This is a genomic window from Streptomyces sp. NPDC026575 (assembly GCF_055567415.1).
Genome location: NZ_JBVHQM010000006.1, coordinates 111,937 through 136,433, shown reverse-complemented (window position 1 = coordinate 136,433; position 24,497 = coordinate 111,937). Strand labels below are relative to the sequence as shown.

The 24,497-nt window shown below is 72.1% G+C and carries 21 protein-coding genes; 12 read left to right on the top strand and 9 right to left on the bottom strand.

Features of this window, described 5'->3' with window-relative positions; translation table 11 throughout:
* Positions 1-179: 179 nt before the first annotated feature.
* From ACZ4NB_RS10425 to ACZ4NB_RS10400, 6 genes are all read right to left on the bottom strand, one after another.
* Positions 180-575 (bottom strand): MerR family transcriptional regulator, encoded by a 396-nt coding sequence (locus ACZ4NB_RS10425; protein ID WP_467660016.1) that lies wholly within the window; start codon positions 573-575, stop codon positions 180-182.
* Between the two features lie 82 nt (positions 576-657).
* Complete coding sequence (locus ACZ4NB_RS10420; protein ID WP_467660014.1) at positions 658-1,785, bottom strand: ABC transporter ATP-binding protein; 1,128 nt, start codon at positions 1,783-1,785, stop codon at positions 658-660.
* A gap of 12 nt (positions 1,786-1,797) precedes the next feature.
* Complete coding sequence (locus ACZ4NB_RS10415) at positions 1,798-2,859, bottom strand: ABC transporter ATP-binding protein (RefSeq protein ID WP_467660012.1); 1,062 nt, start codon at positions 2,857-2,859, stop codon at positions 1,798-1,800.
* Positions 2,860-2,870: 11 nt separating this feature from the next.
* Positions 2,871-3,842: an ABC transporter permease gene (locus tag ACZ4NB_RS10410; protein ID WP_393489221.1), complete on the bottom strand. Its 972-nt coding sequence runs from the start codon at positions 3,840-3,842 to the stop codon at positions 2,871-2,873.
* A gap of 136 nt (positions 3,843-3,978) precedes the next feature.
* The gene (locus ACZ4NB_RS10405) at positions 3,979-5,778 is read right to left on the bottom strand and encodes an ABC transporter substrate-binding protein (RefSeq protein WP_467660009.1); all 1,800 of its coding nucleotides are present in this window, start codon (positions 5,776-5,778) and stop codon (positions 3,979-3,981) included.
* Between the two features lie 106 nt (positions 5,779-5,884).
* Complete coding sequence (locus ACZ4NB_RS10400; protein WP_467660007.1) at positions 5,885-6,919, bottom strand: ABC transporter permease; 1,035 nt, start codon at positions 6,917-6,919, stop codon at positions 5,885-5,887.
* 487 nt (positions 6,920-7,406) lie between these two features.
* Between ACZ4NB_RS10400 and ACZ4NB_RS10395 the strand changes: the two genes are divergently transcribed.
* Positions 7,407-8,531: a hypothetical protein gene (locus tag ACZ4NB_RS10395; protein WP_467660005.1), complete on the top strand. Its 1,125-nt coding sequence runs from the start codon at positions 7,407-7,409 to the stop codon at positions 8,529-8,531.
* A gap of 183 nt (positions 8,532-8,714) precedes the next feature.
* On the opposite strand, the gene ACZ4NB_RS10390 is transcribed toward ACZ4NB_RS10395, so the two are convergent.
* Positions 8,715-10,898 carry a S9 family peptidase gene (locus ACZ4NB_RS10390; RefSeq protein WP_467660003.1) on the bottom strand — a complete coding sequence of 728 codons (2,184 nt, stop codon included), beginning with the start codon at positions 10,896-10,898 and terminating at the stop codon, positions 8,715-8,717.
* A 267-nt stretch (positions 10,899-11,165) separates the two neighbouring features.
* Here ACZ4NB_RS10390 and ACZ4NB_RS10385 point away from each other — a divergent pair, with 267 nt between their 5' ends.
* From ACZ4NB_RS10385 to ACZ4NB_RS10345, 9 genes are all read left to right on the top strand, one after another.
* A complete protein-coding gene (locus tag ACZ4NB_RS10385) occupies positions 11,166-11,360 on the top strand; it encodes a hypothetical protein (protein ID WP_384432225.1) in 195 nt (64 codons plus the stop codon).
* A 110-nt stretch (positions 11,361-11,470) separates the two neighbouring features.
* Positions 11,471-12,454 (top strand): N-acetyl-1-D-myo-inositol-2-amino-2-deoxy-alpha-D-glucopyranoside deacetylase, encoded by a 984-nt coding sequence (gene mshB, locus ACZ4NB_RS10380; RefSeq protein WP_467660001.1) that lies wholly within the window; start codon positions 11,471-11,473, stop codon positions 12,452-12,454.
* Positions 12,451-12,999 carry a DUF6113 family protein gene (locus tag ACZ4NB_RS10375; protein ID WP_467659999.1) on the top strand — a complete coding sequence of 183 codons (549 nt, stop codon included), beginning with the start codon at positions 12,451-12,453 and terminating at the stop codon, positions 12,997-12,999. The genes mshB and ACZ4NB_RS10375 overlap by 4 nt, the downstream gene beginning before the upstream one ends.
* Positions 13,000-13,214: 215 nt before the next feature.
* On the top strand, positions 13,215-15,413 hold the full coding sequence (locus tag ACZ4NB_RS10370) for a hypothetical protein (RefSeq protein ID WP_467659997.1): 2,199 nt from the start codon (positions 13,215-13,217) through the stop codon (positions 15,411-15,413).
* Between the two features lie 223 nt (positions 15,414-15,636).
* Positions 15,637-16,635 carry an ABC transporter ATP-binding protein gene (locus ACZ4NB_RS10365; protein ID WP_467659996.1) on the top strand — a complete coding sequence of 333 codons (999 nt, stop codon included), beginning with the start codon at positions 15,637-15,639 and terminating at the stop codon, positions 16,633-16,635.
* Positions 16,632-17,369, top strand: a complete 738-nt coding sequence (locus ACZ4NB_RS10360; protein ID WP_467659994.1) for an ABC transporter permease — start codon at positions 16,632-16,634, stop codon at positions 17,367-17,369. The genes ACZ4NB_RS10365 and ACZ4NB_RS10360 overlap by 4 nt, the downstream gene beginning before the upstream one ends.
* Before the next feature lie 42 nt (positions 17,370-17,411).
* A complete protein-coding gene (locus ACZ4NB_RS10355) occupies positions 17,412-18,707 on the top strand; it encodes a sensor histidine kinase (RefSeq protein WP_467659993.1) in 1,296 nt (431 codons plus the stop codon).
* Between the two features lie 175 nt (positions 18,708-18,882).
* Positions 18,883-19,488: a response regulator gene (locus ACZ4NB_RS10350; RefSeq protein ID WP_467659992.1), complete on the top strand. Its 606-nt coding sequence runs from the start codon at positions 18,883-18,885 to the stop codon at positions 19,486-19,488.
* A gap of 92 nt (positions 19,489-19,580) precedes the next feature.
* Entirely contained in the window at positions 19,581-20,750 is a 1,170-nt protein-coding gene (locus ACZ4NB_RS10345; protein WP_467659990.1) for a PP2C family protein-serine/threonine phosphatase, read from the top strand.
* Here ACZ4NB_RS10345 and ACZ4NB_RS10340 read toward each other — a convergent pair.
* A complete protein-coding gene (locus tag ACZ4NB_RS10340) occupies positions 20,743-21,600 on the bottom strand; it encodes a transglutaminase family protein (RefSeq protein ID WP_467659988.1) in 858 nt (285 codons plus the stop codon). The two genes, ACZ4NB_RS10345 and ACZ4NB_RS10340, sit on opposite strands and share 8 nt — an antisense overlap.
* Before the next feature lie 15 nt (positions 21,601-21,615).
* The gene (locus tag ACZ4NB_RS10335) at positions 21,616-22,635 is read right to left on the bottom strand and encodes a GNAT family N-acetyltransferase (RefSeq protein ID WP_467659986.1); all 1,020 of its coding nucleotides are present in this window, start codon (positions 22,633-22,635) and stop codon (positions 21,616-21,618) included.
* Between the two features lie 141 nt (positions 22,636-22,776).
* Here ACZ4NB_RS10335 and fdxA point away from each other — a divergent pair, with 141 nt between their 5' ends.
* Both fdxA and dapC read left to right on the top strand, forming a co-directional pair.
* Positions 22,777-23,097, top strand: coding sequence for a ferredoxin (gene fdxA / locus ACZ4NB_RS10330; RefSeq protein WP_187811607.1), 321 nt, complete (start codon positions 22,777-22,779; stop codon positions 23,095-23,097).
* A gap of 196 nt (positions 23,098-23,293) precedes the next feature.
* On the top strand, positions 23,294-24,427 hold the full coding sequence (gene dapC, locus ACZ4NB_RS10325; RefSeq protein WP_467659984.1) for a succinyldiaminopimelate transaminase: 1,134 nt from the start codon (positions 23,294-23,296) through the stop codon (positions 24,425-24,427).
* Positions 24,428-24,497 lie beyond the last annotated feature (70 nt).

The window sequence follows — 24,497 nt, the reverse complement described above, 5'->3', positions numbered from 1 at the left end:
TGCATCGCAAGGCGGAGGGGCGTCCGGATACTGGGCGTATCCGGACGTTCCGACAACGGTGGGGGTCCCCCCGCGCCGTTCAGGCGTGGGGGAGAGGTGCCGTAGCTGTCGTCGTGCGCCCGCCAGGGATTACGGGACAGCCCTTAGGGCCTTTCCGACCCTGACCCATCGGACAGGCCCTAGGCCACCCCCCGCGCCGCGCCCCTCGCGCCGCCGACCGTGCCGCGCACCACCTCCAGATACGCCCCGATGGCGTCCCGGTTGCGTATCAGCGTCTCGATGCGCTCGGTCATCTGGTCGCGCTCGTGCTCCAGTGTGGCGAGCATCTCCGGTGTCGCGTCGGGGAAGTGGATGGCCCGGGGCTTGTCCAGGCAGGGCAGGATCTGCTTGATGATCCGGGTCGGCAACCCGGAGTCGAGCAGCCCGCGGATCTGCAGCACCCGGTCGACGCAGGACTCGTCATACGCGCGGTAGCCGTTGGCGCAGCGCGTGGCGACGATCAGCCCCTGCTCCTCGTAGTAGCGCAGCAGCCGCCGAGGCGTGCCCGTGCGCGCCGACAGCTCTCCGATCCGCATCGGCGTCACCCCCTCCCCGAACGACAACACCGCCGTGGCGGGAGAAGTTCCCGCCACGGCGGCAGTCGGCAGATCCTGCGTGCTACTTGTCGGAGTCGGTCCCCGCGTCCTCGATCGCCGCCAGCGCCGGGTCGAGGATGATGTCCTCGTCGCGGGCCGCGGTCGTCGGCTCCTCCGGGAAGTGGCAGGCTGTCAGGTGGCCCGCCTCGTTGCCGGAGAGCTGGATCAGCGGCGGCTGCTCCGTGGCGCACTTGTCCTGCGCCTTCCAGCAGCGGGTGCGGAAGCGGCAGCCGGAGGGCGGGTTGACGGGGGAGGGCACGTCGCCGGCGAGCCGGATGCGCTCGCGCGCCTCCTCCTCGCTCTCCACCAGCTTGGCCTCCGGCACGGCGGAGAGCAGCGCGTGGGTGTACGGGTGGCGCGGCCGGTTGTAGATCGCGTCGCGGGAGCCCACCTCGACGACCTTGCCGAGGTACATCACCGCGACCCGCTCGCTGAAGTGCCGCACGATCGCCAGGTCGTGGGCGATGAACAGGAACGCGATGCCCAGCTCGCGCTGGAGCTCCTGGAGCAGGTTGACGACCTGGGCCTGGATGGAGACGTCCAGGGCCGAGACCGGCTCGTCGGCGACGATCAGCTTCGGCTCCAGGGCCAGCGCCCGGGCCACGCCGATGCGCTGCCGCTGGCCGCCGGAGAACTCGTGCGGGAAGCGGTTGTAGTGCTCCGGGTTCAGGCCCACGGTCTCCAGGAGCTCACGGATCCGCTTCTCCCGCCCACCGGGCGGGTTGATCCCGTTGATCTCCATCGGGCCGCCGATGATGCTGCCGACCGTCTGCCGCGGGTTGAGCGAGGCGTACGGGTCCTGGAAGATCATCTGGATCTCGGAGCGGATCGGCGCCAGCTGCTTGCGGCCCGCGTGGGTGATGTCCTGACCCGCGTACGTGATCTTGCCGGAGGTCGGCTCCATGAGCCGGGTGAGCAGCCGCCCGGTGGTGGACTTGCCGCAGCCCGACTCGCCGACCAGGCCGAAGCTCTCGCCGGCGTGCACGGTCAGGTCGACGCCGTCGACCGCCTGGACCGCGCCGACCCTCCGCTTGAACGGAAAGCCGCCGTAGATCGGGAAGTGCTTGGTGAGGCCCTCGGCGGTGAGCAGCGGCTCGCCCTGGGCGGGCGCGGCGTCGCGGGGTGCCGGGAGGGTGACGTTGTCTGACATGGTGGTCGCTCCCTAGCCCAGCCGGGGCTTGATCTGCTCGGTGAAGAGGGTCTGCTTCTGCTCGGCGCTCAGGTGGCAGGCCGCGGCCCGCCCCAGCTCCAGCAGCGGCCGCTCGTCGGTGCACTTGGTGCCGCCGACCTCGCCGGCGAAGCCGCAGCGCGGGTTGAACGCGCAGCCCGACGGCGGGTTGAGCAGGCTCGGCGGGCTGCCCGGGATCGGGTGCAGCGCCTCGCTGACGTCCGAGGAGAGCCGCGGCATGGAGCTCAGCAGGCCCCAGGTGTACGGGTGCCGGGGCTGGGTGAGGATCTCCTTGACCGAGCCCCGCTCGACGGCCCGGCCCGCGTACATCACCAGCAGGTCGTCCGCCGTGTTGGCGACCACGCCGAGGTCGTGGGTGATCAGGATGATCGCGGAGCCGAACTCCTGCTGGAGGTCCTTGAGCAGGTCGAGGATCTGCGCCTGGACGGTGACGTCGAGCGCGGTGGTCGGCTCGTCGGCGATCAGCAGCTGGGGGTTGCAGACCAGCGCCATGGCGATCATGGCGCGCTGGCGCATACCGCCCGAGAACTGGTGCGGATAGTCGTCCACCCGCAGGGTCGGCTGCGGGATGCCGACCTTGGCCAGCATCTCGATGGCGCGCTGCCGGCCCTCGCGCTTGCTGGCGCCGGTGTGCTTGATGAACGGTTCGGCGATCTGCCGGCCGACGGTGTAGTACGGCGACAGGGCGGTCAGCGCGTCCTGGAAGATCATCGCCATCTTGTTGCCGCGGAGCTTCTCCAGGGTCTTCTCCTTGGCCCCGGTCAACTCCTGGCCGTCCAGCGTGATGTCGCCGGAGATCTCGGTGGTCTTGGGGTTGTGCAGCCCCAGGATCGAGAGGTTGGTCACCGACTTGCCGGAGCCCGACTCGCCGACGATGCCGAGCGTCTGGCCGCGTTCCAGATCGAAGGAGAGACCGTCGACCGCCTTGACGATGCCGTCCTCGGTGGAGAACCGCACCTGCAGGTCACGAACGGACAGGAAGGGGTCGGACCCGGACGGCGTGGTGGCGTCCTCGGTCTTGGTGAGTGTGGTCACTTCAGGCTCTCCTAGGACAGGCGCACGCGCGGGTCGATGAAGGCGTACGTCGCATCCACGATGATGTTGAACACCAGGATCAGGGCGGCGCTGAAGACCAGCACGCCCATGACCATGGGCAGATCCAGGGTGAGGACGGAGTCGATCGCGAGCCGTCCGACGCCCGCCAGCTGGAAGGTGAACTCGGTGATCATCGCGCCGCCGAACAGCGAGCTGAGGTCCATGCCGAGGATCGTGACGATGGGGATCAGCGAGCCGCGCCAGGCGTAGCGCAGGAAGACGTACGAGCGGGACAGGCCCTTGGCCTTGGCGGTCCGGACGTGCTCCTCCTGCAGCTGCTCGATCATCGTCGAGCGGGACATACGGGTGTACTGCGCGGTGAAGATCGTCGCCATGACGAGCCAGGGCAGCAGCAGACCCATGAACCACCCCGCGGGGTCCGAGGTCAGCTCCACGTACTTGGGGGAGTCCATGAGGCCGCTGTAGACGAACAGACCCAGGGCGATCGGGCCGAGGATGTAGATCTGCGCGGAACTCAGCACCATCGAGACCGAGGTGAGGACCTTGTCCAGGAACGAGCCGCGCTTGTAGGCGGCGAGCAGGCCGGTGCCCAGGCCCACGGTCAGGAACACCGCGGCGCCGCCGACGGCCAGCGAGGCGGTGGTGGGCAGCCGGTCGATCAGCGTCGCCCAGACGTCCTGCTTGGTGGCGAAGGAGTAGCCGAAGCACGGGGCGTCGCAGTGGCCGATGGAGTAGTCGCGGCCGGCGAAGATGCCGACGAGCCAGTCCCAGTACTGCGTCGGCAGCGGCTTGTCGAGGCCGAGGTTCTGGTGGATCAGCGCGATGTTGTCCGCGGTGCAGTTCTTTCCGCAGGACATCGCGGCCGGGTCACCGGCACCGAAGAACACGAAGAACGTGAAGGCACTGAGCAGAAGAAGGATGACAACAGCGCCGAACGTCCGGCGAAGTAGGAATTGAAGCATGGCAGTTCGCTGCTCTCAGGACGGCGGCGGCGGTGGGCGTGAGGGGTGGGAGGACAAAGGCCCCGGAGGGCGCGCGTTCCGCCGTGTGCGCGCCGTCCGGAGTGCCTTCGTCAGGTGGTCGCCTGAGCGGCTACCGCTACTTCTTCAGGTACAGCGTGTTCGGGTCGAGGTAGCTGACGTCCATGTTGTAGCGGGCGCCACCGACGTTCGAGCCGTACAGCTGGAGCATCTTGGTGTAGAAGACCGGGGCGGCCGGGTTGACCTTCTCCACGATGTACTGGTGCAGCTTCGTCCACGCCTCGGTGGCCTTGTTGAGGTCCGTCATCTTCTCGATGCGGTCGATCTCGTCGGACACGTGCTGGTCACGGACGTGCGAGTAGTTCGCGGCGCCGTCCTGGATCTGGCGGCCGTCGTACGACGGCGGGATGACGGTGGAGGCGTCCGCCCAGTCCTGGCCCCAGCCGGTCATGTAGATGTCGAAGCCGTTGTCGACCTTGCCCATCTGCTCGTACCAGGAGGCCGCGTCGATCTCCTTCTTCTGCACGTTGAAGCCGGCCTTGGTCAGGGCGTCCTCGATGGCGACGGCTTCCTTCTGGCGCGACTCGGTGTTGGAGTAGGCGTACACGAGCTTCATACCCGTCTTGCCCGCCTCCTTCAGGAGCTTCTTGGCCTTCTCCGGCTCGCCGTTGGGGTTCTTCAGCTTGCCGTAGGGGTCGTAGCCCTTCTTGTAGCCGGCCACGGTCGGGGCGAGCAGACCGCCGGCGATCTCACCGCCGTAGCTGCCGCCGTTGAGCCGGACGATCTGCTGGCTCGGCAGCGCGTAGGTGATCGCGTCGCGGATCTTCTTGTCCTTGAGGCGGTCCATGTTGAAGTTCATCTGCCAGACGTAGGGCTGGTAGCCCTGCACCAGGCGCTTGCTCGCGCTCGCGTTGTCCAGCACGTTCTTGGTCAGGGTGGGCTCCACCGCGTTGGTGAAGCTGACCGCGTTCTTGGCCTCGCCCTGGTCGGCCATCAGGCGCTTGGTGGAGTCCGACGCCTGGTGGTTGAAGGTGATGTTGTAGCCGTCCGGGTAACCGGTGCGCATCGGGTCCGTCTTCGGGTCCCAGTTCTTGTTGCGCACGAGCTGCATGGACTTGCCGGACTTGAACGACGCGATCTTGTACGGACCGGCGCACACCGGCTTGACGTCGTAGGCGTCCTTGGTGTCCTTGGCGCTGTCCGGCACCACGCTGTAGCCGGGCATCGTCAGCGCGTAGGGCAGCTGCGACTGCGGCTTCTTGAAGTGGAAGATGACGGTCTTCTCGTCCGGGGTGTCCAGGACGCTCTTGGGCAGGTGGTCGCCCTTGTACGGACCGTCCGGCAGCGCCTTGCGGTAGGTCGTGCCGCTGCCCGACAGCCAGGTCTGGATGTAGGTCGGGCCGTCGGTGATGAACTTGGCGTACAGCCGCTCTATCGAGTGCCGGATGTCCTTCGAGGTGATCGGCTTGCCGTCCTCGAACTTGATGCCGTCCTTGAGCGTGTACTTCCAGGTCTTGCCGCCGTCGGACATCTGGCCGGCGTCGGTGGCCAGGTCACCGACCACCTTGGCGTTGCCCTTGTCGTCCTGCTTGAAGGCGGTCAGGCCGCGGAAGATCAGCTGCGACAGGGCCTTCATGTCGCTGACGTACATCTGGCCCGGGTCGAGGTGGTTGTAGCTGTCACGCTGGTACACGCGGATGGTGCCGCCGGAGTGGGCGCCCTTGACCGCGACGGCCGGGCCGACGGAGTCGGCGGCGGTGCCCAGCGGGACCGCCTTGGCCTGCGCCGCGGCGTCCGCGTCCGTCTGCGCCTTGTCCTTGTTGGAGCCGCTGCCGCCGCTGCAACCGGTCAGCGCGAGTGAACCGGCCGCCAGGGCCACGATCACCGCGCGTGCTCTGCGCGTAGAAAGTGCGTTCATGAGTTCCAAGCACCTGCCTGTCAGTTGGGGTCCAGTTGTGCTGTCCGAAGCAACCGGGGCAGGCCCGGGAGGTGGGGGTGACAGCGAGCCCCCCGCAAGTGGACGATCAGCGCCCGGACTTGGGGTCGAAGGCGTCGCGGACCGAGTCTCCGAGCAGGTTGAAGCAGAGCACGAAGATCAGCATGGCCGCGGCGGGGAAGAGCAGGAACGTCGGGTCGTTCTCGTAGAAGCGGGCGCCCGACTGGAACAGCCGTCCCCAGTCGGGGGTCGGCTCGACGATGCCGACGCCCAGGAAGGACAGGCCCGCCTCCGCGGTGACGAAGAGCGGCAGCATGTAGGTGCTCTGCACCAGTACCGGCGTGACCACGTTCGGCAGCAGCTCCTTGCGGATGATCCGCCAGGGCGAGGCCCCGGTGATCTTGGCGGCCTCCACGAATTCCCGCTCGCGCAGGGAGAGCACCTGCCCTCGCAGCAGTCGTGCCAGACCCATCCAGCCCAGGAACCACTGGACGATGATCAGCGCGCAGACGCGTACGTACGTGGGGGTCTCGTCACCCGGGTCCACGAAGAGCGCCACCACGACCGGCATGAAGGCCACGAAGGTCAGCTGGCTCGGGAAGGCCAGCAGGAAGTCGATCACCCGGCTGATGAAGAAGTCGGCCTTGCCGCCGACGTACCCGGCCGTCACACCGATGAGGATGCCGGTGAGCACGGTCAGGACGGTCACCGCGACGGAGATGCCCAGCGACATCCGGATGCCGTAGATCAGCTGCATGAACACATCCCGGCCCAGCTGCGGCTCGATGCCGAACCAGTGCTCGGGTGAGATGCCCCCGTTCGCCCCGGCCGGGTAACCGAACTCGTCCAGCAGGTTGGGATCTTCGCTGCCGTAGAACGTGTACGGATCCTTCCCGTACAGCGAGCCGATCACCGGGGCCAGCGCCGCGATCACGAAGAAAGCCAGTACGACGATCGCGCAGATCATGCCCGTGCGGTCGCGCTTGAAGCGCATCCACATCAATTGGCCGGGGGATCGGCCGACGAGCTCACCGCCCTTGCTCTTCTTTTCCTTCTTCAGACCCTTGGGTCCAAGTCCCGGGGTATCGGACTTGGTAACCGCGGTCTGGGATGGACTAGTCATCGCGAAGTGCCCCCGCGCCGAGTTCTCTTGGAACGTGAAGCGGCGCCGAGTTGCACCGCTGGATGAGCGGACTTTCGCAAGTGAATTACGGCGGAGTCAAGGGGATCGGGTGCGCTTACGAACAGGTCGTCTACTTCTTGAGCGAAGATTGCGCAGATCGACGCCAGGGCGTGCTTGACAGGTGGGCGGGATATGCGGCATGGGGGACATATGCCCACCAACCGCTTTAACATGAAGGCAACTTCACTGTCGCAACACCGATATACGGACGCGCCATGATGAACAACGTACGGCCGTGCGGGTGCCGTAGACCGGTCGGGGACGCCGCTGGGCGCCCCGGCCGGTCGCCGTTTTGCACCACTTCGCCCACTACTCCGTTCGGGGCTGTTGTCCCGGCGCCGGGAGTCGAGTAGACCTGCGGTGGACGCCTCGTGTACCGGGGCGCCGTGGGCCACCCTGGTACTTCGACACGGACGGGGGGCGGGCCGTGTCCACAGTGCGGGATCGCGATCTCACCCGAGGCGCGCGCCGCGCCGGCGCGCTGGTCTGCCTGCTGCTCGCACTGCTCAGCGCGGGCTGGATCGTCCGGGACCTCGCCGTCGCGCGGCACTTCGCGGACGTGTGGTGGACCTGGCTCGGCGACGCCCGCCGGCCACGCGAGGCCACCGCCTGGGCCACCTCGCCGCTCGACCCGCTGCTGGTGCTCGGCGCCCTGGCCGCCGCGGTCGCGGTGCGGCGCAGCGCCGTCCCCGCGTCCGTGGCGGCCGGTGCGCTGCTCTCCCTCGCCCTCGCCACCGCCCTGCTGCGCACCCCCCTGACCTGGACGCTGGGCGCGGGCCGGCCGCCGGGGCCGGACGGCGGGCTGACGGCACAGGCGCGGGCGAGCGTCCTGGTCCAACTCGCGCTGGCCGCGGCCCTGCTCGTGGTGGTCGCGGCGGACCGCCGGCGGGGCGGCCGGGCCGGCCGTCATACGGGGCGCCCGGCGCGCGGGCCGGCGGCGGTGGCCTCGTCGGCCTACGGGGTCGTCCACGCGGCGCCCCACGGAGCCGATGCGGGGCCGCCGGGACGGCCGTACAAGGGGGCGGCCGCGGTCGCCGCCGTCCTCCTGGGGACCGCCGGGGCCGCCGTCGCCGGATGGGAGATCCACTGGTGGATGCGGGTCGGCGGGGACGTCTACCGCAAGGGGCTGCTCGGCGACGCGTCGGTCTTCGGGGCCCTGCTGGCGCCCCCGGTGCACTGGCATGCGCTGGCGCTCGCGCTGCTGGCCCTGGGGGCCGCGGCCGCCGCGCTGCGCCAGGCGGCCTGGGCCCGGCCCGCGGCGCTCACCGCCGCCGCCCTGCTGGCCGTGCACGGGGCCACGGCGCTCGCCTTCGCCGGACGCACCGGGCAGTTCGGCCGCCTCGCCGCGCTGCCCGGTGTGGCCCGGCTGGAGCTGGCCACCGCGGCGTTCGTGACGGCCGCCGGGCTGACCGCGCTGATCGCGGCGGCCCGCCCCGGCGTCCCCGACGCCTCCGAGGACCCTGACGCCGTACGGGCCTACGGCTCCGCACCCGATGCGGCGCGGCCTCCGCACGCCCCGCCCCCGCCGTCCACACTCCCGCCCGGCTGGTGAGCGTCGGACGGGCCTGCGCCGTATACGACACATGAGCGACTCGATGTCCGTGAGGGGGAATCCCCGGTATTCGATCAAGGCCATCGCCCTCACCTATATCCCCGGTATCCGTCCAGGGGTATCGCCCTCACCTATGCCCCCGGTATGCGTCCAGGGTTATCGCCCTCCCCTATATCCCCGGTATCAGATGCGCATCCCCAACGACCGCTTGAGGAATTCGACCTGGAGCAGCAGTAGGTTTTCGGCCACCTGTTCCTGGGGTGTCATATGGGTCACCCCGGACAGCGGCAGAACTTCGTGCGGGCGGCCCGCCGCCAGCAGTGCCGAGGACAGCCGCAGCGAATGCGCCACGACCACGTTGTCGTCCGCGAGGCCGTGCACGATCAGCATCGGGCGGTGCGGTTCCACCGCTCCCGACAGTCCCTCGTCCGTGATCAGCGAATTCTCCGCGTAGACCGCCGGTTCCTCGTCCGGGTGGCCGAGATAGCGCTCCTGGTAGTGGGTGTCGTACAGGCGGAGATCGGTCACCGGAGCGCCGACCACCGCCGCGTGGAAGACATCGGGCCGGCGCAGCGCGGCGAGCCCGGCGAGGTAGCCGCCGAAGGACCAGCCGCGGATCGCCACCCGGTCCAGGTCGAGGGGGAAGGATCCGGCCAGCGCCTGCAGGGCGTGGACCTGGTCGTCCAGCGCGCACTGGGCGATGCGCCGGGAGACCGACTTCTCCCAGGCGGGGGAGCGGCCCGGGGTGCCCCGGCCGTCCGCGACGATCACCGCGAACCCCTGGTCGGCGAACCACTGGGAGGTCAGATGGGCGTTGTGCGAGGCGACCACCCGCTGACCGTGCGGACCGCCGTACGGGTCCAGCAGGACCGGCAGCGGACCGTCGCCCTCCGCATACCCGCCCGGCAGCAGCACCGCGCACGGAATCTCCCGCTCCCCGGCCAGGACCAGGCGGGGCCGGGCGGTCAGCGCCGGCTCCTCGGCGTACGAACCGATCGTGGCGAGGGTCTTCTCCCCGCCGTCGGGATCCAGCCGGACCACGTCCACCTGGGTGCCCGGGCGCTCCAGCGAGGTCTGCGACAGCACGGTCAGCGTGCCGCCGCGCACCGCCGAGGACACCGTCGGATACGGGCGCTCGCCCACCCGCTCCCAGCCGCCCTGGTCGCCGCTGCCGCGGAACCAGGCGCGGTAGACGCCGATGTCGTGCATGTCGGTGCCGCTCGCGGAGAACAGGACGTCGTCCTCGCCGATGTCCAGTACGGCCCGCACATGCAGCGGCGCCCCGGTCAGCGGCCGGTCGCCGACGAACAGCTTGCGCGCACCGCCCTCGTCCGCGATCCGCACCAGTCGGCCGTCCGGCGTCCAGGCCGGCACGCCGGGGAACGGCTCGACCCAGTCCTCGTCCTCGTCCTCGTGCACCGTGCGGGTCGCGCCGGTCGCGGTGTCGACGGTCAGATAGCGCTGGTCGCGCTGGTCGCGGGCCTGGACCAGCAGTACCGGCGGACCGGCCGCGGACCAGTGCACGCGCGCCAGATAGGGGTAGCGCGCGGTGTCCCAGGTGACGTCGGTGCGCGAGCCGTCCAGGCCGAAGAGCGCGAGGGCGACCTCGGCGTTCGGGGTGCCCGCCGCCGGGTAGGCGACCTGCGCGGGCTCACGGTCGGGATGGGCCGGATCGGAGATCCACCACCGCCGCACCGGCGCCTCGTCGACCCGTGCGGCCAGCACCGCGTCGCTCTGCGGCGACCACCAAAAGCCCCGGTAGCGGCCCATCTCCTCGGCCGCGATGAACTCCGCGAGGCCCCAGGTCACCTCGGGGCCGTCGGGCTCGGCCAGCACCCGGTCCGCCCGCGCGCCGCCGGCCGCCCCGTCGTCGTCCGACGTCGCGGCGCCGTCCACCGCGACCACCCGCAGCCGGCCCTCGGCCACGAAGGCGACATGCCGTCCGTCCGGGGAGGGGCGGGGGTCCACCACCGGCCCCTGGACCGGGAGTTCGCGGGTGGTCCCGGCGCGCAGCTCGGAGACGAACAGCCGGCCGGACAGCGAGAACGCCGCCAACTCCACGGCGGAGTCCGCCGCATAGCCGACGATGCCGGCCGAACTCTCCCGGCTGCGCTCGCGGCGGGCCCGCTCCTGGGGCGGGAGCTTCTCCTCCGCGCCGGCCAGCAGGACCTGCGGGTCGGCGGCCGTGAACTCCCGCCCCTCTTCCAGGTCGAGCACCCACAACTGCTGGCTTCGGTCGGTACCCGAAGCGGAACGGAGGAAGGCGACGCGCGTGCCGTCGGGGGAGACGCTGTAGCCGCGCGGTGCGCCCAGGGTGAAGCGCTGCGTACGGGCATACTGCCGCGGGAACGAGGGCTGTCCTGTCATGGGCCGAGCCTATGGCCTGGGGGGCCGATCGGGGCCGGACCGGCGGCGAGACGCCGGGGCTCACCGAGGTCGTGCTCGTGAAGATCGTGTGCGCCCCCACTCTGCTCCCGTGCTCCGACTTATGCGCTAGCGCGGAAAGTTATGATCCCTTGCGCGTAGTGGGTACGGGGTAAAGAGCCCTTGGCATACCCCGGTGCGCGGGTCCGTGGAAGCGGTCCGTGCACCATCAACTCTGACCGGACCGTGAGTACTTGGAGGTGAGCCGCCGTGGCACTCTCGATTTCGGCGGTGGTGCTGCTGGCGATCATCGTCTTCTTGCTTGTCAAGAAGTCCGGACTGAAGGCAGCGCATGCCTTTGTCTGCATGCTGCTGGGCTTCTACCTGGCCAGCTCGTCCGTCGCGCCGACGGTCAAGTCGCTGACGACGAATGTCGCCAGCATGATCGGCGGCATCAAGTTCTGAGCCGTTCCCGGACCGGCCCGCCTCCGCCGCGCCCGCACTCCGCCCGGCCGCCGGGCGGGCGAGCGGGATCGCATGGTGAGGGCGGGCCGGTCGGCTCGTAGGCTGTCGGCATGACCGCCCCGTCGCCTCTCACCGCCTCCAGCGGGGACACCGCGCCCCGCGATGACGTTCCCGCCCGCCGTCTGCTGCTCGTGCACGCCCACCCGGACGACGAGTCGATCAACAACGGCGTGACCATGGCCAAGTACGCGGCCGAGGGCGCGCTGGTCACCCTCGTGACCTGCACGCGCGGCGAGGAGGGCGAGGTCATCCCGGCCGAGCTGGCCGCGCTCGCGCCGGACCGCGACGACGCCCTCGGTCCGTACCGCGAGGACGAGCTGGCCGCCGCGATGGCGGCCCTGGGCGTCGGCGACCACCGCTTCCTCGGCGGGCCGGGCCGCTACCGCGACTCCGGGATGATGGGCGCCCCCCAGAACGAGCGGCCGGACTCCTTCTGGCAGGCCCCGCTCGACGAGGCCGCCGCCGACCTGGTGGCCGTCATCCGCGAGGTCCGCCCGCAGGTTCTGGTCACCTATGACCCGAACGGCGGATACGGGCACCCCGATCACATCCAGGCGCACCGCGTCGCCATGCGCGGTGCGGAGCTCGCCGCGCGGGCGGACTTCCGGCCGGAGCTGGGCACCGCGCACGAGATCGGGAAGATCTACTGGAACTGCAACCCCCGTTCCGTGGTCGAGGAGGGATTCGAGCGGCTGCGGGCGGCCGGTCGGGGCTTCCCGGGGATCGCCGCCGTCGACGATGTGCCCGGTGTGGTGCCGGACGGCGAGGTCACCGCCTCGATCGCCGGCGACCCGGCGCAGGTGGCCGCGAAGACCGCGGCGATGCGGGCGCACTACACCCAGATCGCGGTCGACGGGCCGTTCTTCGCACTCTCCAACGACCTGGGGCAGCCGCTGTTCGCCACGGAGCACTATCGGCTGGTGCACGGCTCTCCGGGCGCCCCGGCCGGCGCGAGGGAGGACGATCTCTTCGCGGGTATCGGCGAAATGCTGGGTATGCAGGAGAGTGCCCGGATCGAGGAGATGACGGAATGAGCACGGCCAAGGGTGGCGACGGCGGCGCGTCCGCCGGCAAGAGGGATGTCGGCGGGTCCGCCGGGAAGGGGCGGCGGTCCCGGGCGGGTTCGGGCGGCACGTCCGGCCCCGGGCCCCGGGCGCGGTCCGGCGGCCCCATGGCGCCGACCGCCGGTTCCGCCGCGCCCGCACCGCTGACGCCCGGTCGGATCGGCCTGTATGTGCTGCTTCTGGTCGCGGGCGTGCTGGTCGCGATCGCCGGAACGCTGGTGCAGGCGGCCTGGTTCCCCGGCGGCCTGGTCCTGGCTCTGGCCGGTGTGGGCGGCCTGTTCTACGGGGGAGCCAGGGCGACCGGAACCCCGGCCGGTGTGCTGGCGCCCGGTGCGGCCTGGTTGGTGACCGTGTTCCTGCTGCTCGGCGAGGTGCGGCCGGAAGGTGACTTCCTGTTCAGCCCGGGGGCCGGTTCGTACATCTTCCTGCTCGGCGGCATCCTCGCCGCTGTGATCTGCGCCACCGCCGCCCAGGTGCGCGCTACGGGCCTGCGGCACGGCGGAGTTGGCGGATGACGTGGCACATACCGGGACGAATGCCATGCCGGTGCGGGTGAACGGCCCGCACGCGGGGGTATCGCCCGTGGCGGCGGTCTTCGTACGCTCCCCGGGTGTCCGCCCGCGGCGGACAGTATGGTGGTGCGCGCCGTCGCGCCGCCCTGGGGGCACCCCTCGGCCTCGGGCCGGGGAACATCTCTGACGAGCGGCGGAGCCAACCGGGAGAACCTGCTTTGAGTCGTGAATCTGACAGTTCGTCCTCCGGCCCTCAGGGCCGTGGCGCAGCCGCGTACCCGTCAGGGACGCCGCCGTACGGCTCGCCCAGGGGAGACGCCGACGAGGCGCTGGCGCCCGGTGCCGCGGCGCGCCCGGAGGAGCCCAAGACCGAGACCACGCTGACGACGCGGATCAAGATCAATATTCCGGGTTCGCGCCCCATCCCGCCGGTCGTCGTGCGCAAGCCGGTCGGCGAGGAGTCCGGCAAGAACGGACCGGCCGCCACCGGCGGTTCCGCCGCGCCCCGCGGCGCGACCCGCCCCGTGCGCGGAGCCGAGCGCGGCGCGGAGCGCACGGCGAACACGCCCCGGCCCGACGCCCCGGCGGGCGAGACCACCACGGGCGGTCCGGCCGAGAAGACCAGCGACTGGTTCGCACCGCGCAAGGCGCAGGGGCCGTCCGGTTCGTCCTCGACCACCGGGTCCCATGCGGCACCGGCCGCCCCGGGTGGTGCCACCCCGCCGCACGGCACCCCGGGCGCCACGCCTCCGCAGCGCCCCGACCTGCCGTACTTCTCCGACGCCCCGGCCTCGCAGGGCGGCGCGGCACCGTTCGAGGGCGGTCCCGGGCCGAGCGGTCCGTCGCCCTTCGACGGCGGTCCGCGCGGCGCCTCCTCACCGTTCGACGGCGCCGCGCACGGCGGTCCGCGGGGCGGCTCGCCGTTCGACGGCGCGGGCCCCGATGACGGGCCGGCGTTCGACGCCCCCTCCGGACTCGCGCGCGACCACAGCCCGTTCGACGCGCCGGCGGGCCCCAGCGGCCCGACGACCGGACCGGCCCGCGGCAACTCCGCGCTCAACCTCCCGCCCGGGTTCAGCGATCCGCTGGCCGGTGGCGGCACCGCGCCCGGAATCGGCGACACCGCGGAGCTGACCCCGCAGCCGCCCGCGCCGCTCGCCGGCCCCGGCAGCGGTCACGGCCCCGGCGGCGGCATCTCGGGCGGACTGCCCGGCGGACAGGGCGCCGCGGCGCCCGGTGGCCCGAAGGGCAAGCGCGGGGCGAAGAGCGCCCCCGCGGGCGGCCCGCAGGGCGGCGCCCCGGCCGGCCGGGTGTCGGGCGACACCCTGGTCAGCGGCATCCCGGCGACCCCCGGGGCCGACGGGCCGTCGTCCCGTTCGCCGTTCGCGGCCACCCCGGCCGGTGAGGGCGACAGCGCGGCGCCGAAGCCGCGGCCCAAGATCCCCGAGCCCATCAACCCGCCCAAGAAGGGCCGCAACAAGCTCGTCCTCGCGGGTGTCGCGATCGTCGTCCTGGCCGGTGTGGCCTACGGCGCCGGTCTGCTGCTCGACCACGCCGACGTGCCCAACGGCACCACCGCGCTCGGCGTCGACATCGGCGGCACCACCAAGGAAGAGGCCGTCAAGAAGCTGGACGAGGCGCTCAAGAACAGCCGCACCGCACCGCTGAAGCTCACCGTCGACGGCAAGGCCGTCACCCTCCAGCCGGCCAAGGCGGGCCTGGACGTCGACACGCAGGCCACGGTCCGCAACGCGGCCGGCCGGGACTACAACCCGGTCTCCGTCATCGGGTCGCTGTTCGGCGGCACCCGCACGGCCAAGCCGGCGATGATCGTCGACGACGAGAAGCTGCAGGTCGCGCTGGCCAACGCCGCCGGGCCCGGGGGCGCCGCCCAGGACGGCGGGATCACCTTCGAGAACGGCAAGGCGGTGCCGCACTACGGCGCGCCCCACAAGGCGGTCGACGTCAAGGCGTCCAAGCAGAAGATCGCCGACGCCTATCGCAGCCGCATCGAGACCGGCACCGACACACCGGTCGTGCTCGCGGCCAGCACCCAGCAGCCGCAGGTCAGCAAGGCCGCGGTGGACAAGGCGATGAAGCAGTACGCCGAGCCCGCGATGCGGGGCCTGGTGACGGTCCGTACGGACGCGGTGCACGCGGTCTCCTTCAGCCCGCAGAAGTCGATCCCGAAGTTCCTGTCCTTCAAGATCGGCAGCAATGGCGAGCTGGTGCCGTACTACGACCGGCAGGCCCTCAAGGAGCTCTACGGCGACACCTTCAACGGCGTGCTGCTGACCAAGGGCGACGGGTCCAAGAAGCCGGTCTCCGTCGAGGAGGTGGCCAGCGCGGTCGGCAAGGCGCTGCAGGGCACCACCCCGGCCGAGCGGATCCAGACCATCGGAGCGGACGCGGGCTGACGGCCGGCGGCGTACCGGCCGACGGGAGGCCGCGCACCGGCCGACGGCCGTGTGGCGGCCGACCGCCCCAAGATGCGAAACCGCAGGTGAACAGGCCCCCTGGGGGTTTTCTCGGCAGCACCCCGAGGAGACCCCTAGGGGGCCTCACCCATGACAGATGTCATGGGTGAGTGCGGACGATCGGCACTGCCGCGCGCCGGGCGGATCCCGGAAGCTGAAGAGCATGACGACCGCAGCGACCACCACAGCCACCACCGCCGAGGAGGCGGGCCGGGCGCCCGTGGTCAGCTTCCGTCAGGTCAGCCGGAGTTATGGCGCGGTGCGCGCGGTGGCCGACCTGAATCTGGAGCTGTATCCGGGCGAGACCGTCGCCCTCCTCGGCCCGAACGGCGCCGGCAAGTCCTCGACCCTCGACCTCCTGCTCGGGCTGCGCACCGCCGACTCCGGCAGCGTGACCCTGTTCGGCACGAGCCCGCAGCGCGCCATAGAGCAGGGCCGGGTCGGCGCGATGCTGCAGAGCGGCGGCCTGATGGAGGGCGTCAAGGTCCAGGAGCTGGTCCGGCTGGCCCGCGATCTGCATCCGCGCGGCTACCCCCTCGACGAGATCATGGCCACCGCCGGTATCACCGACATCGCCGACCGCATGGTCGACAAGCTCTCCGGCGGCCAGGAGCAGCGGGTGCGCTTCGCCCTCGCCACCGCCGGTGCCAACGACCTGATCGTGCTGGACGAGCCGACCACCGGCATGGACGTCTCGGCCCGGCAGACGTTCTGGGGCGCGATGCGCCGGCAGGCCCGACAGGGCCGTACGGTCCTCTTCGCGACGCACTACCTCGAAGAGGCCGACGAGATCGCCGACCGGGTGATCGTGCTGCACCGCGGCCGGGTGCTGGCCGACGGCAGCGCCGCCGAGATCAAGGCCAGGGCCGGTGCCCGCCGGGTCGCCTTCGACCTCGACGAGCCGGTCGACGCCGATGCCCTCGCCGGCCTGCCGTTCCTGACCTCCCTGACGGTGTCCGACAGCGGCTCCGCCGCGGGCTCCGGCCGGCGGACGGTCCGCCTCCAGTCCCAGGACGCCGACGCCACCGTCCACGCCCTGTACGCCCTCGGCCTCTACCCGCGGCATCTGGAGGTCTCCGGCCTCGGCCTGGAGCAGGCCTTCCTCGCCCTCACCACGGCGTCCGACCAGACCCCCACCACCGCCGAGGAGGCGGCCCGATGACCACCCTGATCAAGCTGGAGATCATCCGCGCCCTGCGGAACAAGAAGTTCATGTTCTTCTCGGTGATCTATCCTCCCGCGCTGTATCTGATCATCGCCGGCGGTGCGGACAGCAAGCCGATCCCCGGCATGAAGCTGGACATGGGGCTGTACTTCATGGTCTCCATGGCGGCCTTCGGCGCCATGACCGCCGTGCTGCTGGGCAACAGCGAGCGCATCGCCAAGGAGCGGGAGAAGGGCTGGGTGCGGCAGCTGCGGCTGACGGCGCTGCCCGGCCGCGGCTATGTCGCCGCGAAGATAGCCGCGGCGGCGACGGTCAGCCTGCCCTCCATCGTGCTGGTCATGATCGCCGGTGCGGCGGTCAAGGGCGTCCGGCTCGAAGTCTGGCAGTGGGCGGCGATCGTGCTGTGCACCTGGCTCGGCAGCTTCGTCTTCGCCGCGCTCGGTGTCGCCATCGGCTACCTCGCCACCGGCGACGCGGTCCGCCCGATATCGATGCTGGTCTACTTCGCGCTGGCCTTCCTCGGCGGCCTGTGGATGCCGCTGACGATCCTGCCGCAGTGGGTGCAGAACATCGCCGAGTGGCTGCCCACCCACGCCTACGCCGCGCTCGGCACGGCGGTGGAGGTCGGCGGCGCCCCCCACGGCAAGGACATCGCCATCCTCCTCGGCTACCTTGTTCTCTTCGCCGGCGGCGCGGCCTGGCTGTACCGCAGGGACGCCCGCGCGGCGTGATCACGGATGGATCGACGGTGGGATGGGCAGACCGGATGGGCGATGACTGAGCCGGGGACCGAGCGAAACCCCGTCATGATCGGGTCCCCGCCGCGCGACCTCCGGCAGGCGATGACCAAGTCGCTGTGGATCGTCATCTGGTTCCTGTATCTGTCCGGGCCCGTCGGCCAGCTGATCGACGGCGAGATGTCGGCGCGGGGCGAGGCGCTGGGGTGGACGGGCCTGTCGGTCTTCATCGCCGTCTACTTCACCCTGGTCTTCCGGCACATGGTCCACGCCCCGTTGCGCGGGATCGTGGTGCGGGCGCTGGTGGGCTTCCTCGCGGTGCTCGCCGGGCTGCTGTCGTGGACCCTGGGCCCGAACTGGCTGGTGCTGTTCACCTTCGTCTGCGTGGCCTGCGCCGTGACGCTGCCGTTCCGGATGTCGCGCTGGGCCATACCGGCGCTCACGGCCGCCCTCGTGGCGATCGGTATGCGCTACGAGCACACCCGGATCTACCTCTTCGCCTACGCGCTGCCCTGCCTCCTGAGCGGTTTCGCCATGGTCGGCGTCCAGCATCTGATCCGTACGACTTCGCAGCTGCGCGAGGCCCGCGAGGAGGTCGCCCGGCTGGCCGCCAACGACGAGCGGCTGCGCCTCGCCCGCGATCTGCACGACCTCCTCGGCCACTCGCTCTCCCTGATCACGCTCAAGAGCGAGCTGGCGGGGCGGATGCTGCCGGACAAGCCGGCCGCAGCGGCCCAGCAGGTCGCCGACATCGAACGGGTCAGCAGGCAGGCGCTGGTCGATGTCCGCGAGGCGGTCACCGGCTACCGCCGCCCCCGGCTCGCCGTCGAGCTGGCGGGCGCACGGGCCGCGCTGCGCACCGCCGGCGTCGCGCTCACCGTCGACCCCGCGTTGGAGGGCGAGCACCGCGGGCTCGCGGCCGACGAGGAGAGCGCGCTGGCCTGGGCGCTGCGCGAGGCCGTCACCAACGTCGTACGGCACAGCGGTGCCCGCCGCTGCGAGGTGCTGCTCACCGAGGAGTGGGAGGCCGACGAGCGGCGCTCCTGGTGCCTGGCGGTGCTCGACGACGGCGCCGGCCCGCCCCGCGCCCAGCACGACGGCAACGGCCTGAGCGGCCTGCGGGAGCGCCTGGCCCTGGCCGACGGCCGCCTGGAGACCGGCCCCACCCCCCGCGGCCGCGGCTTCGCCCTGCGCGCCTATGTCCCCCTGACCGCCCCCGCCCCTTCGCCGTCCGGGTCCTCGGCCCCCGAGGAGGTACCGGACACGGGCCGAGCCACGGGCCGCGAGGAGATACCGGGCACGGGCGGAGTCACGGGCCGCGACGCGTTCTAGGGCCTGTCCGATGGGTCCTGGCCGGGCCCGCGACGCCTGGCACGGCACCTCGCGGCGTTGCCGAATCATCCCGATAGCTCCGCTATCGAGACGCTCCGGCGCCTTGCGATGCACCGCACCAGACGCCGCGGCCTTTCCGACCCCGACCCATCGGACAGGCCCTAAGCTGGCCGTCATGATCAGAGTGCTGCTGGCCGAGGACCAGTCGATGGTCCGGGAGGCGCTGGCCGCGCTGCTGTCGCTGGAGGAGGACCTGGAGGTCGTCGCACAGGCGGCCCGCGGGGACGAGGTGCTCCCGGCGGCGCGGGCCAGGGACGTCGATGTCGCGTTGCTGGACATCGAGATGCCCGGCATCAGCGGGCTGGACGCGGCGGCCGCGCTGCGCGCCGAGCTGCCCGACGTGAAGATCGTCATCCTCACCACCTTCGGCCGTCCCGGCTATCTGCGGCGCGCCATGGAGTCCGGCGCCGACGCCTTCCTGGTCAAGGACGCCCCGGCGGCCCGGCTCGCGGACGCGGTACGCCGTGTGCTGCGCGGTGAGCGGGTCATCGACCCGGCCCTGGCGGCGGCCGCGCTCGCCGACGGTGCCAGCCCGCTGACCGGGCGCGAACGGCAGGTGCTGCGCACGGCCGCCGACGGCTCCACCAACGCCGAGATCGCCCACGCCCTGCATCTGTCCCAGGGCACGGTCCGCAACTACCTCTCCACCGCCATCCAGAAGACCGGCGCCCGCAACCGCGCCGAGGCGGTCCGCACGGCACGCGACAAGGGCTGGCTCTAGGAGCCGTCCCCGGCGGCCGTCCAGGGCCGCCCCGCCGGGCACGGGACCTTCGTCCCTGTGCGGTGCCGGGTGGCTTCGCGCAGGCTGGAGGTGTGACGGCCGCCAACCGAGGCACAACGAGCGATCGCCGCGCCACCGCGCTGCTGATCCTCGCGATCCTCGTCGTCACCGTCCTGGACGCGACGACCGGCCCGGAGCTGCACATCTCGTCCTTCATGGGCATCGCCCCGCTGTACGCCGCGCTGCGCTGCTCCTACCGCCACACCCGCCTGGTGGCCGCCGTCTTCGTGGTGTGCCTGACCTACGTCGACATCTTCACGGTGCCGGACTGGGCCCCGGCCAGCCGGGTCGTCGGCATCTTCGGCGCGGTCCTGGTGGCGGTCTTCTCCCTGGTGCTGTGCCGCACCCGGCTCCAGCGCGAGGCGCTGCACGCCCGCACGAGCCTGGTGGCCGACACGGTGCAGCGGGCGATGCTGCGCGAGCTGCCGCTGCGCGCCGGGCCGGTCGAGGCGTACGGCTTCTATGTCTCCGCCCAGGAGGGCGCCCGGGTCGGCGGCGACATCTACGAGGCCATCGACACGCCCCACGGGCTGCGGCTGATGATCGGCGACGTGCAGGGCAAGGGCATGCCGGCGATCGGCGCGGGCCTGGAGGTGCTGGCGTCGTTCCGCGAGGCCGCGCAGTACCAGGACTCCCTGGAGTCGGTGGCCGAGCGCATGGAGAGCGCGCTGACCCGCTACAACGCCCGCTCCGTCGAGCAGGGCACCGACGAGCGGTTCGTCACGGCGCTGCTGATGGAGATGCCTGCCACCGCCACCCGCCCCCGGGGCCACGTCCTGTCCTGCGGCCACATCCCGTACTACCTGGTGCGCGACGGCACGGTGTACGAGCGCCGGGACGGCGAGGGCGGGCTGCCGCTGGGCCTGGGCCCGCTCAGCGCCGAACCGCGGCGCGCCGTACGGGTCCTGCCGGAGCCGGACGACTGGATCGTGCTGTGCACGGACGGCGTCACCGAGGCACGCGGCGAGGACGGCGAGTTCTACCCGCTGGCCGAGCGCCTGGCCGGCTGGACCGGCCTGGAACCGCCCGAGCTGGCCCGCACCCTCCGCGCCGACCTGGAGTCCTTCACCGGCGGCCAGCTGCTGGACGACGCGACCGTATTGGTCGTCCGGCGCCGGACGCCTCTTACGGGGCTCGCGGCCGGGGCCTCCGGTACGGAGCTTCCCCAGCTGACGCCGGGCGTGGCGCCGCCGCTCAGTTGAGCATGGCGCGGGCCGCGGCCGCCTCGCGGCGGATCGCGTCCGCACCGGTCGGCTCGACGGCCTCCACCACCCGCGCGTACTCCTCCAGCGCGGCCGCCCCGGCGAGGAACTCGCCCCGCTGGACGAGCAGCCGGGCCCGCTCATGGCGCAGCCGCGCGGGATGGCTCGGCAGCAGCAGCGACAGATCCAGCGCCCACAGCTGCACCGCGCTGTGCTCCGGCCGGGCCTGCGCCCAGGCCCGGATGTTGTTGAGCACCCGCAGCACGACGTCCAGCGGGCCGGCGGGCTCGATCATCTGCTCGGTCAGCCGCCCACCGGTCGCCCCCGCGACCAGCAGCGCCGCGTCGTCGTCGGTGAGCGGCCGCCCGCCCCCGAACGGATCGGCCAGTACGTGCGCCCCGTACGGGTCGCCGAAGCCGACGACGAAGTGCCCCGGCAGCGCCACCCCGTACACGGGTGCGCCGGCCCGCCGGGCGACCTCCATCCACACCACCGACAGCAGGATCGGCAGGCCCCGGCGGCGCCGCACCACCTCGTGCAGCAGCGAGGACTCCAGCCGCCGGTAGTCGGCCGGGGAGCCGCCGAAGCCGCAGCGGGCGCCGAGCAGCTCGGCGAGGTTGCGGGCCCAGGCGCCCGGCCCGCCGGTCGGGGCGTACGGCAGCAGCCCGGCCAGGCGGTCCAGTTCGATCTGGACGTCGTCGATGCCCCGCTCGTCCAGCCCGGGGTCGGCCTCGGCGCCGATCAGCAGGCACAGCAGCGCCAGGTCGGGCGCCTCGGCGCGCGCGGCCTCGGCGAACAGCCGCCGCCGCGCGTCACGGGCGGCCTGGTCCGGCTCGGGTTCCTGGGGCATACGAGCGATACTCCGTCAGTCGCGGCCGCCCGGCAGGGCACGCCGGTAGTGGTATCCGTGGTGGTCGCTGAAGCCGAGCCGTTCGTAGAACGCCAGGGCGCCCTCGTTGTCCGCCTCGACCTGCAGATACGCCGCGGAAGCCCCCTCGTCCAGGGCCCGCTCGGCGAGCGCCGCCATCACCAGTGTGGCCAGCCCCTGCCGCCGCAGGGCCGGGTCCACCTCCAGCGCCGCGAACCCCGCCCAGCGCCCGTCGACGACCAGGCGGCCGATCGCCGCCGTCCGGCCGTCGGCGCCGCGCACCGTGGCGAACCACACCGAGGGGCCGCCGGTCAGCACCGCCCGCGCCGCGCCGGTGGGATCGCCGCCGTCGCCGGTCCGGTTGTACAGGGCCAGCCACTCCGGGCCCGCCTCGCGCGAGAGCGCAACGCGGGAGGTGTCGGCCTCGGTGTCCGCGAGCGGCGCCAGCGCCGAGATCAGGACCCTGGTGTGCGCCTCGTCGGGCCAGCCGCGTCCGGCCAGCTCCGCGGCCAGCTCGTCGTCGGTGTCCGCCCGCCCGGTGGCGACCGTGATCACCGCCGGCAGCCCGCGGTCGCCGTACCACCGCTCGACCCGCTCCAGCGCCTCGTCCAGCGGGACGCCGGGGTCGCCGAGGGGCAGTACGGAGTTGGCCCGGCGGGTGAAGCCGCCGGAGGCCCGCAGTGTCCACTCCCCGAGACGTTCGGTCTCGACAGCCGGCCAGCCGCGGGCCGCGACCTGCTGGAGCTCCCGGGTGCCGGCCGCCGGCACCTTTCTGCGGGCCGGTGCGGCGGGCACCACCTTCGCCGCGACCAGCGACGATTCCTCGATCCGCACACACTCGCCGCTGCGCCGTGTGATGCTCAGCACACCCTGGTCCCACGATGTGAGAACGCCGACCGCGTCCGTGAACGCCGCCTCCCCGGGCCCACCCCCCGTCCGACGCCGGACGGATACCCTTTTGCCCACGTCAGCACGGGTGATGCGGACTTCCGCGCGACCGCCGGCCAGGAATTCCATCGCTCAAACCGCCCCTCTTGTTCGTCTCGTGCCCGGGAACGGAGATACTAGGTGGCGGGCATCGACGACGCCGCGCTCCCGCGCGCCCAGCGGCGGTACCGCCAATCGGTCCCGCCGGCCCTACCGAGGAGGAACGACAGCGTGACCTACGTCATCGCGCAGCCTTGTGTCGACGTCAAGGACAAGGCGTGCATCGAGGAGTGCCCGGTCGACTGCATCTACGAGGGCTCCCGGTCCTTGTACATCCACCCGGACGAATGCGTCGACTGTGGTGCCTGTGAGCCGGTCTGCCCGGTCGAGGCGATCTTCTACGAGGACGACACCCCGGAGGAGTGGAAGGACTACTACAAGGCGAATGTGGAGTTCTTCGACGAGCTCGGCTCGCCCGGTGGCGCCAGCAAGCTCGGCCTGATCGAGCGCGACCACCCCTTCATCGCGGGGCTGCCGCCGCAGAACCAGTAACGACCCGAGGGCCCAGGAGGGAGCCCTGCCGCTCCCTTCCGGCCCTTCGACGTCGTCAGCGGTCGCACGGCGCCGCCCCGGACCCGTACGGCCCCGCCGTACGGCTTCGACCTGCCTCGGTCCCGTACGGCCCTCCGCCGTGCGGGACCGAGGCGTATGCGCCGGGCGTCCCGGCACCACCGAGAAAGAGAGCACCGTGGGCGCAGCCTCCACCCCCCAGCCCGAATCCTCCCGGGAGTCGCTCCGCGACCGGCTCCCCGTCTTCCCGTGGGACCGGCTGGAGCCGTACAAGACCACCGCCGCCGCGCACGCCGACGGGATCGTCGACCTGTCCGTCGGCACCCCGGTCGACCCGGTCCCCGCCGTGGTCCAGCAGGCGCTGACCGCGGCGGCCGACAGCCCCGGCTACCCGACGGTGTGGGGGACGGCCGAGCTGCGCGACGCGCTCACCGGCTGGGCCTCCGACCGCCTGGGCGCCCGGGGCCTGGCGCACACCAACGTGCTGCCGATCGTCGGCTCCAAGGAGCTGGTGGCCTGGCTGCCGACCCAGCTGGGCCTGGGCCCCGGCGACAAGGTCGGCTACCCGCGCCTGGCCTACCCGACGTACGAGGTCGGCGCCCGCCTGGCCGGCGCCGAGCCGGTCGTCTACGACGACCCCTGGGACCTGGACCCCGAGGGCCTGCGGCTGCTCTGGCTGAACTCGCCGTCCAACCCCACCGGCCGGGTGCTGGGCGCCGACGAGCTGCGCCGCACGGTCGCCTGGGCGCGCGAGCACGGTGTGCTGCTCTTCAGCGACGAGTGCTACCTGGAGCTGGGCTGGGAGGCCGACCCGGTCTCGGTGCTCCACCCGGACGTCTGCGGCGGCTCGCCGGACGGCATCGTCGCCGTCCACTCCCTGTCCAAGCGCTCCAACCTCGCCGGCTACCGCTCCGCCTTCCTCGTCGGCGACGCCGCGGTCCTCGGCGACCTGCTGCAGATCCGCAAGCACGGCGGCATGATGATCGCGGCGCCCGTCCAGGCCGCCACCGTCGCCGCACTCGGGGACACCGCCCATGTCGCCGAGCAGCGCGCACGCTACGCCCGCCGCCGCGCCGCGCTGCGCGGCGCCTTCGAGGCCGCGGGCTTCCGCATCGAGCACAGCGAGGCGTCGCTCTACCTGTGGGCGACCCGTGACGAGCCCTGCTGGGACACCGTCGGCGAGCTCGCCAAGCGCGGCATCCTCGTCGCCCCCGGCGAGTTCTACGGCTCGGCGGGGGAGCGGTTCGTACGGATCGCCTTCACCGCCACCGACGAGCGGGTCGACGCCGCGGTGCGCCGCCTGGCGGAGTAGGGCGGCTCGCGCAGGCGCGGGGGCCCGGGGAGAGCGAACTCCCCGGGCCCCCGCGCACGCGTTACGTTCG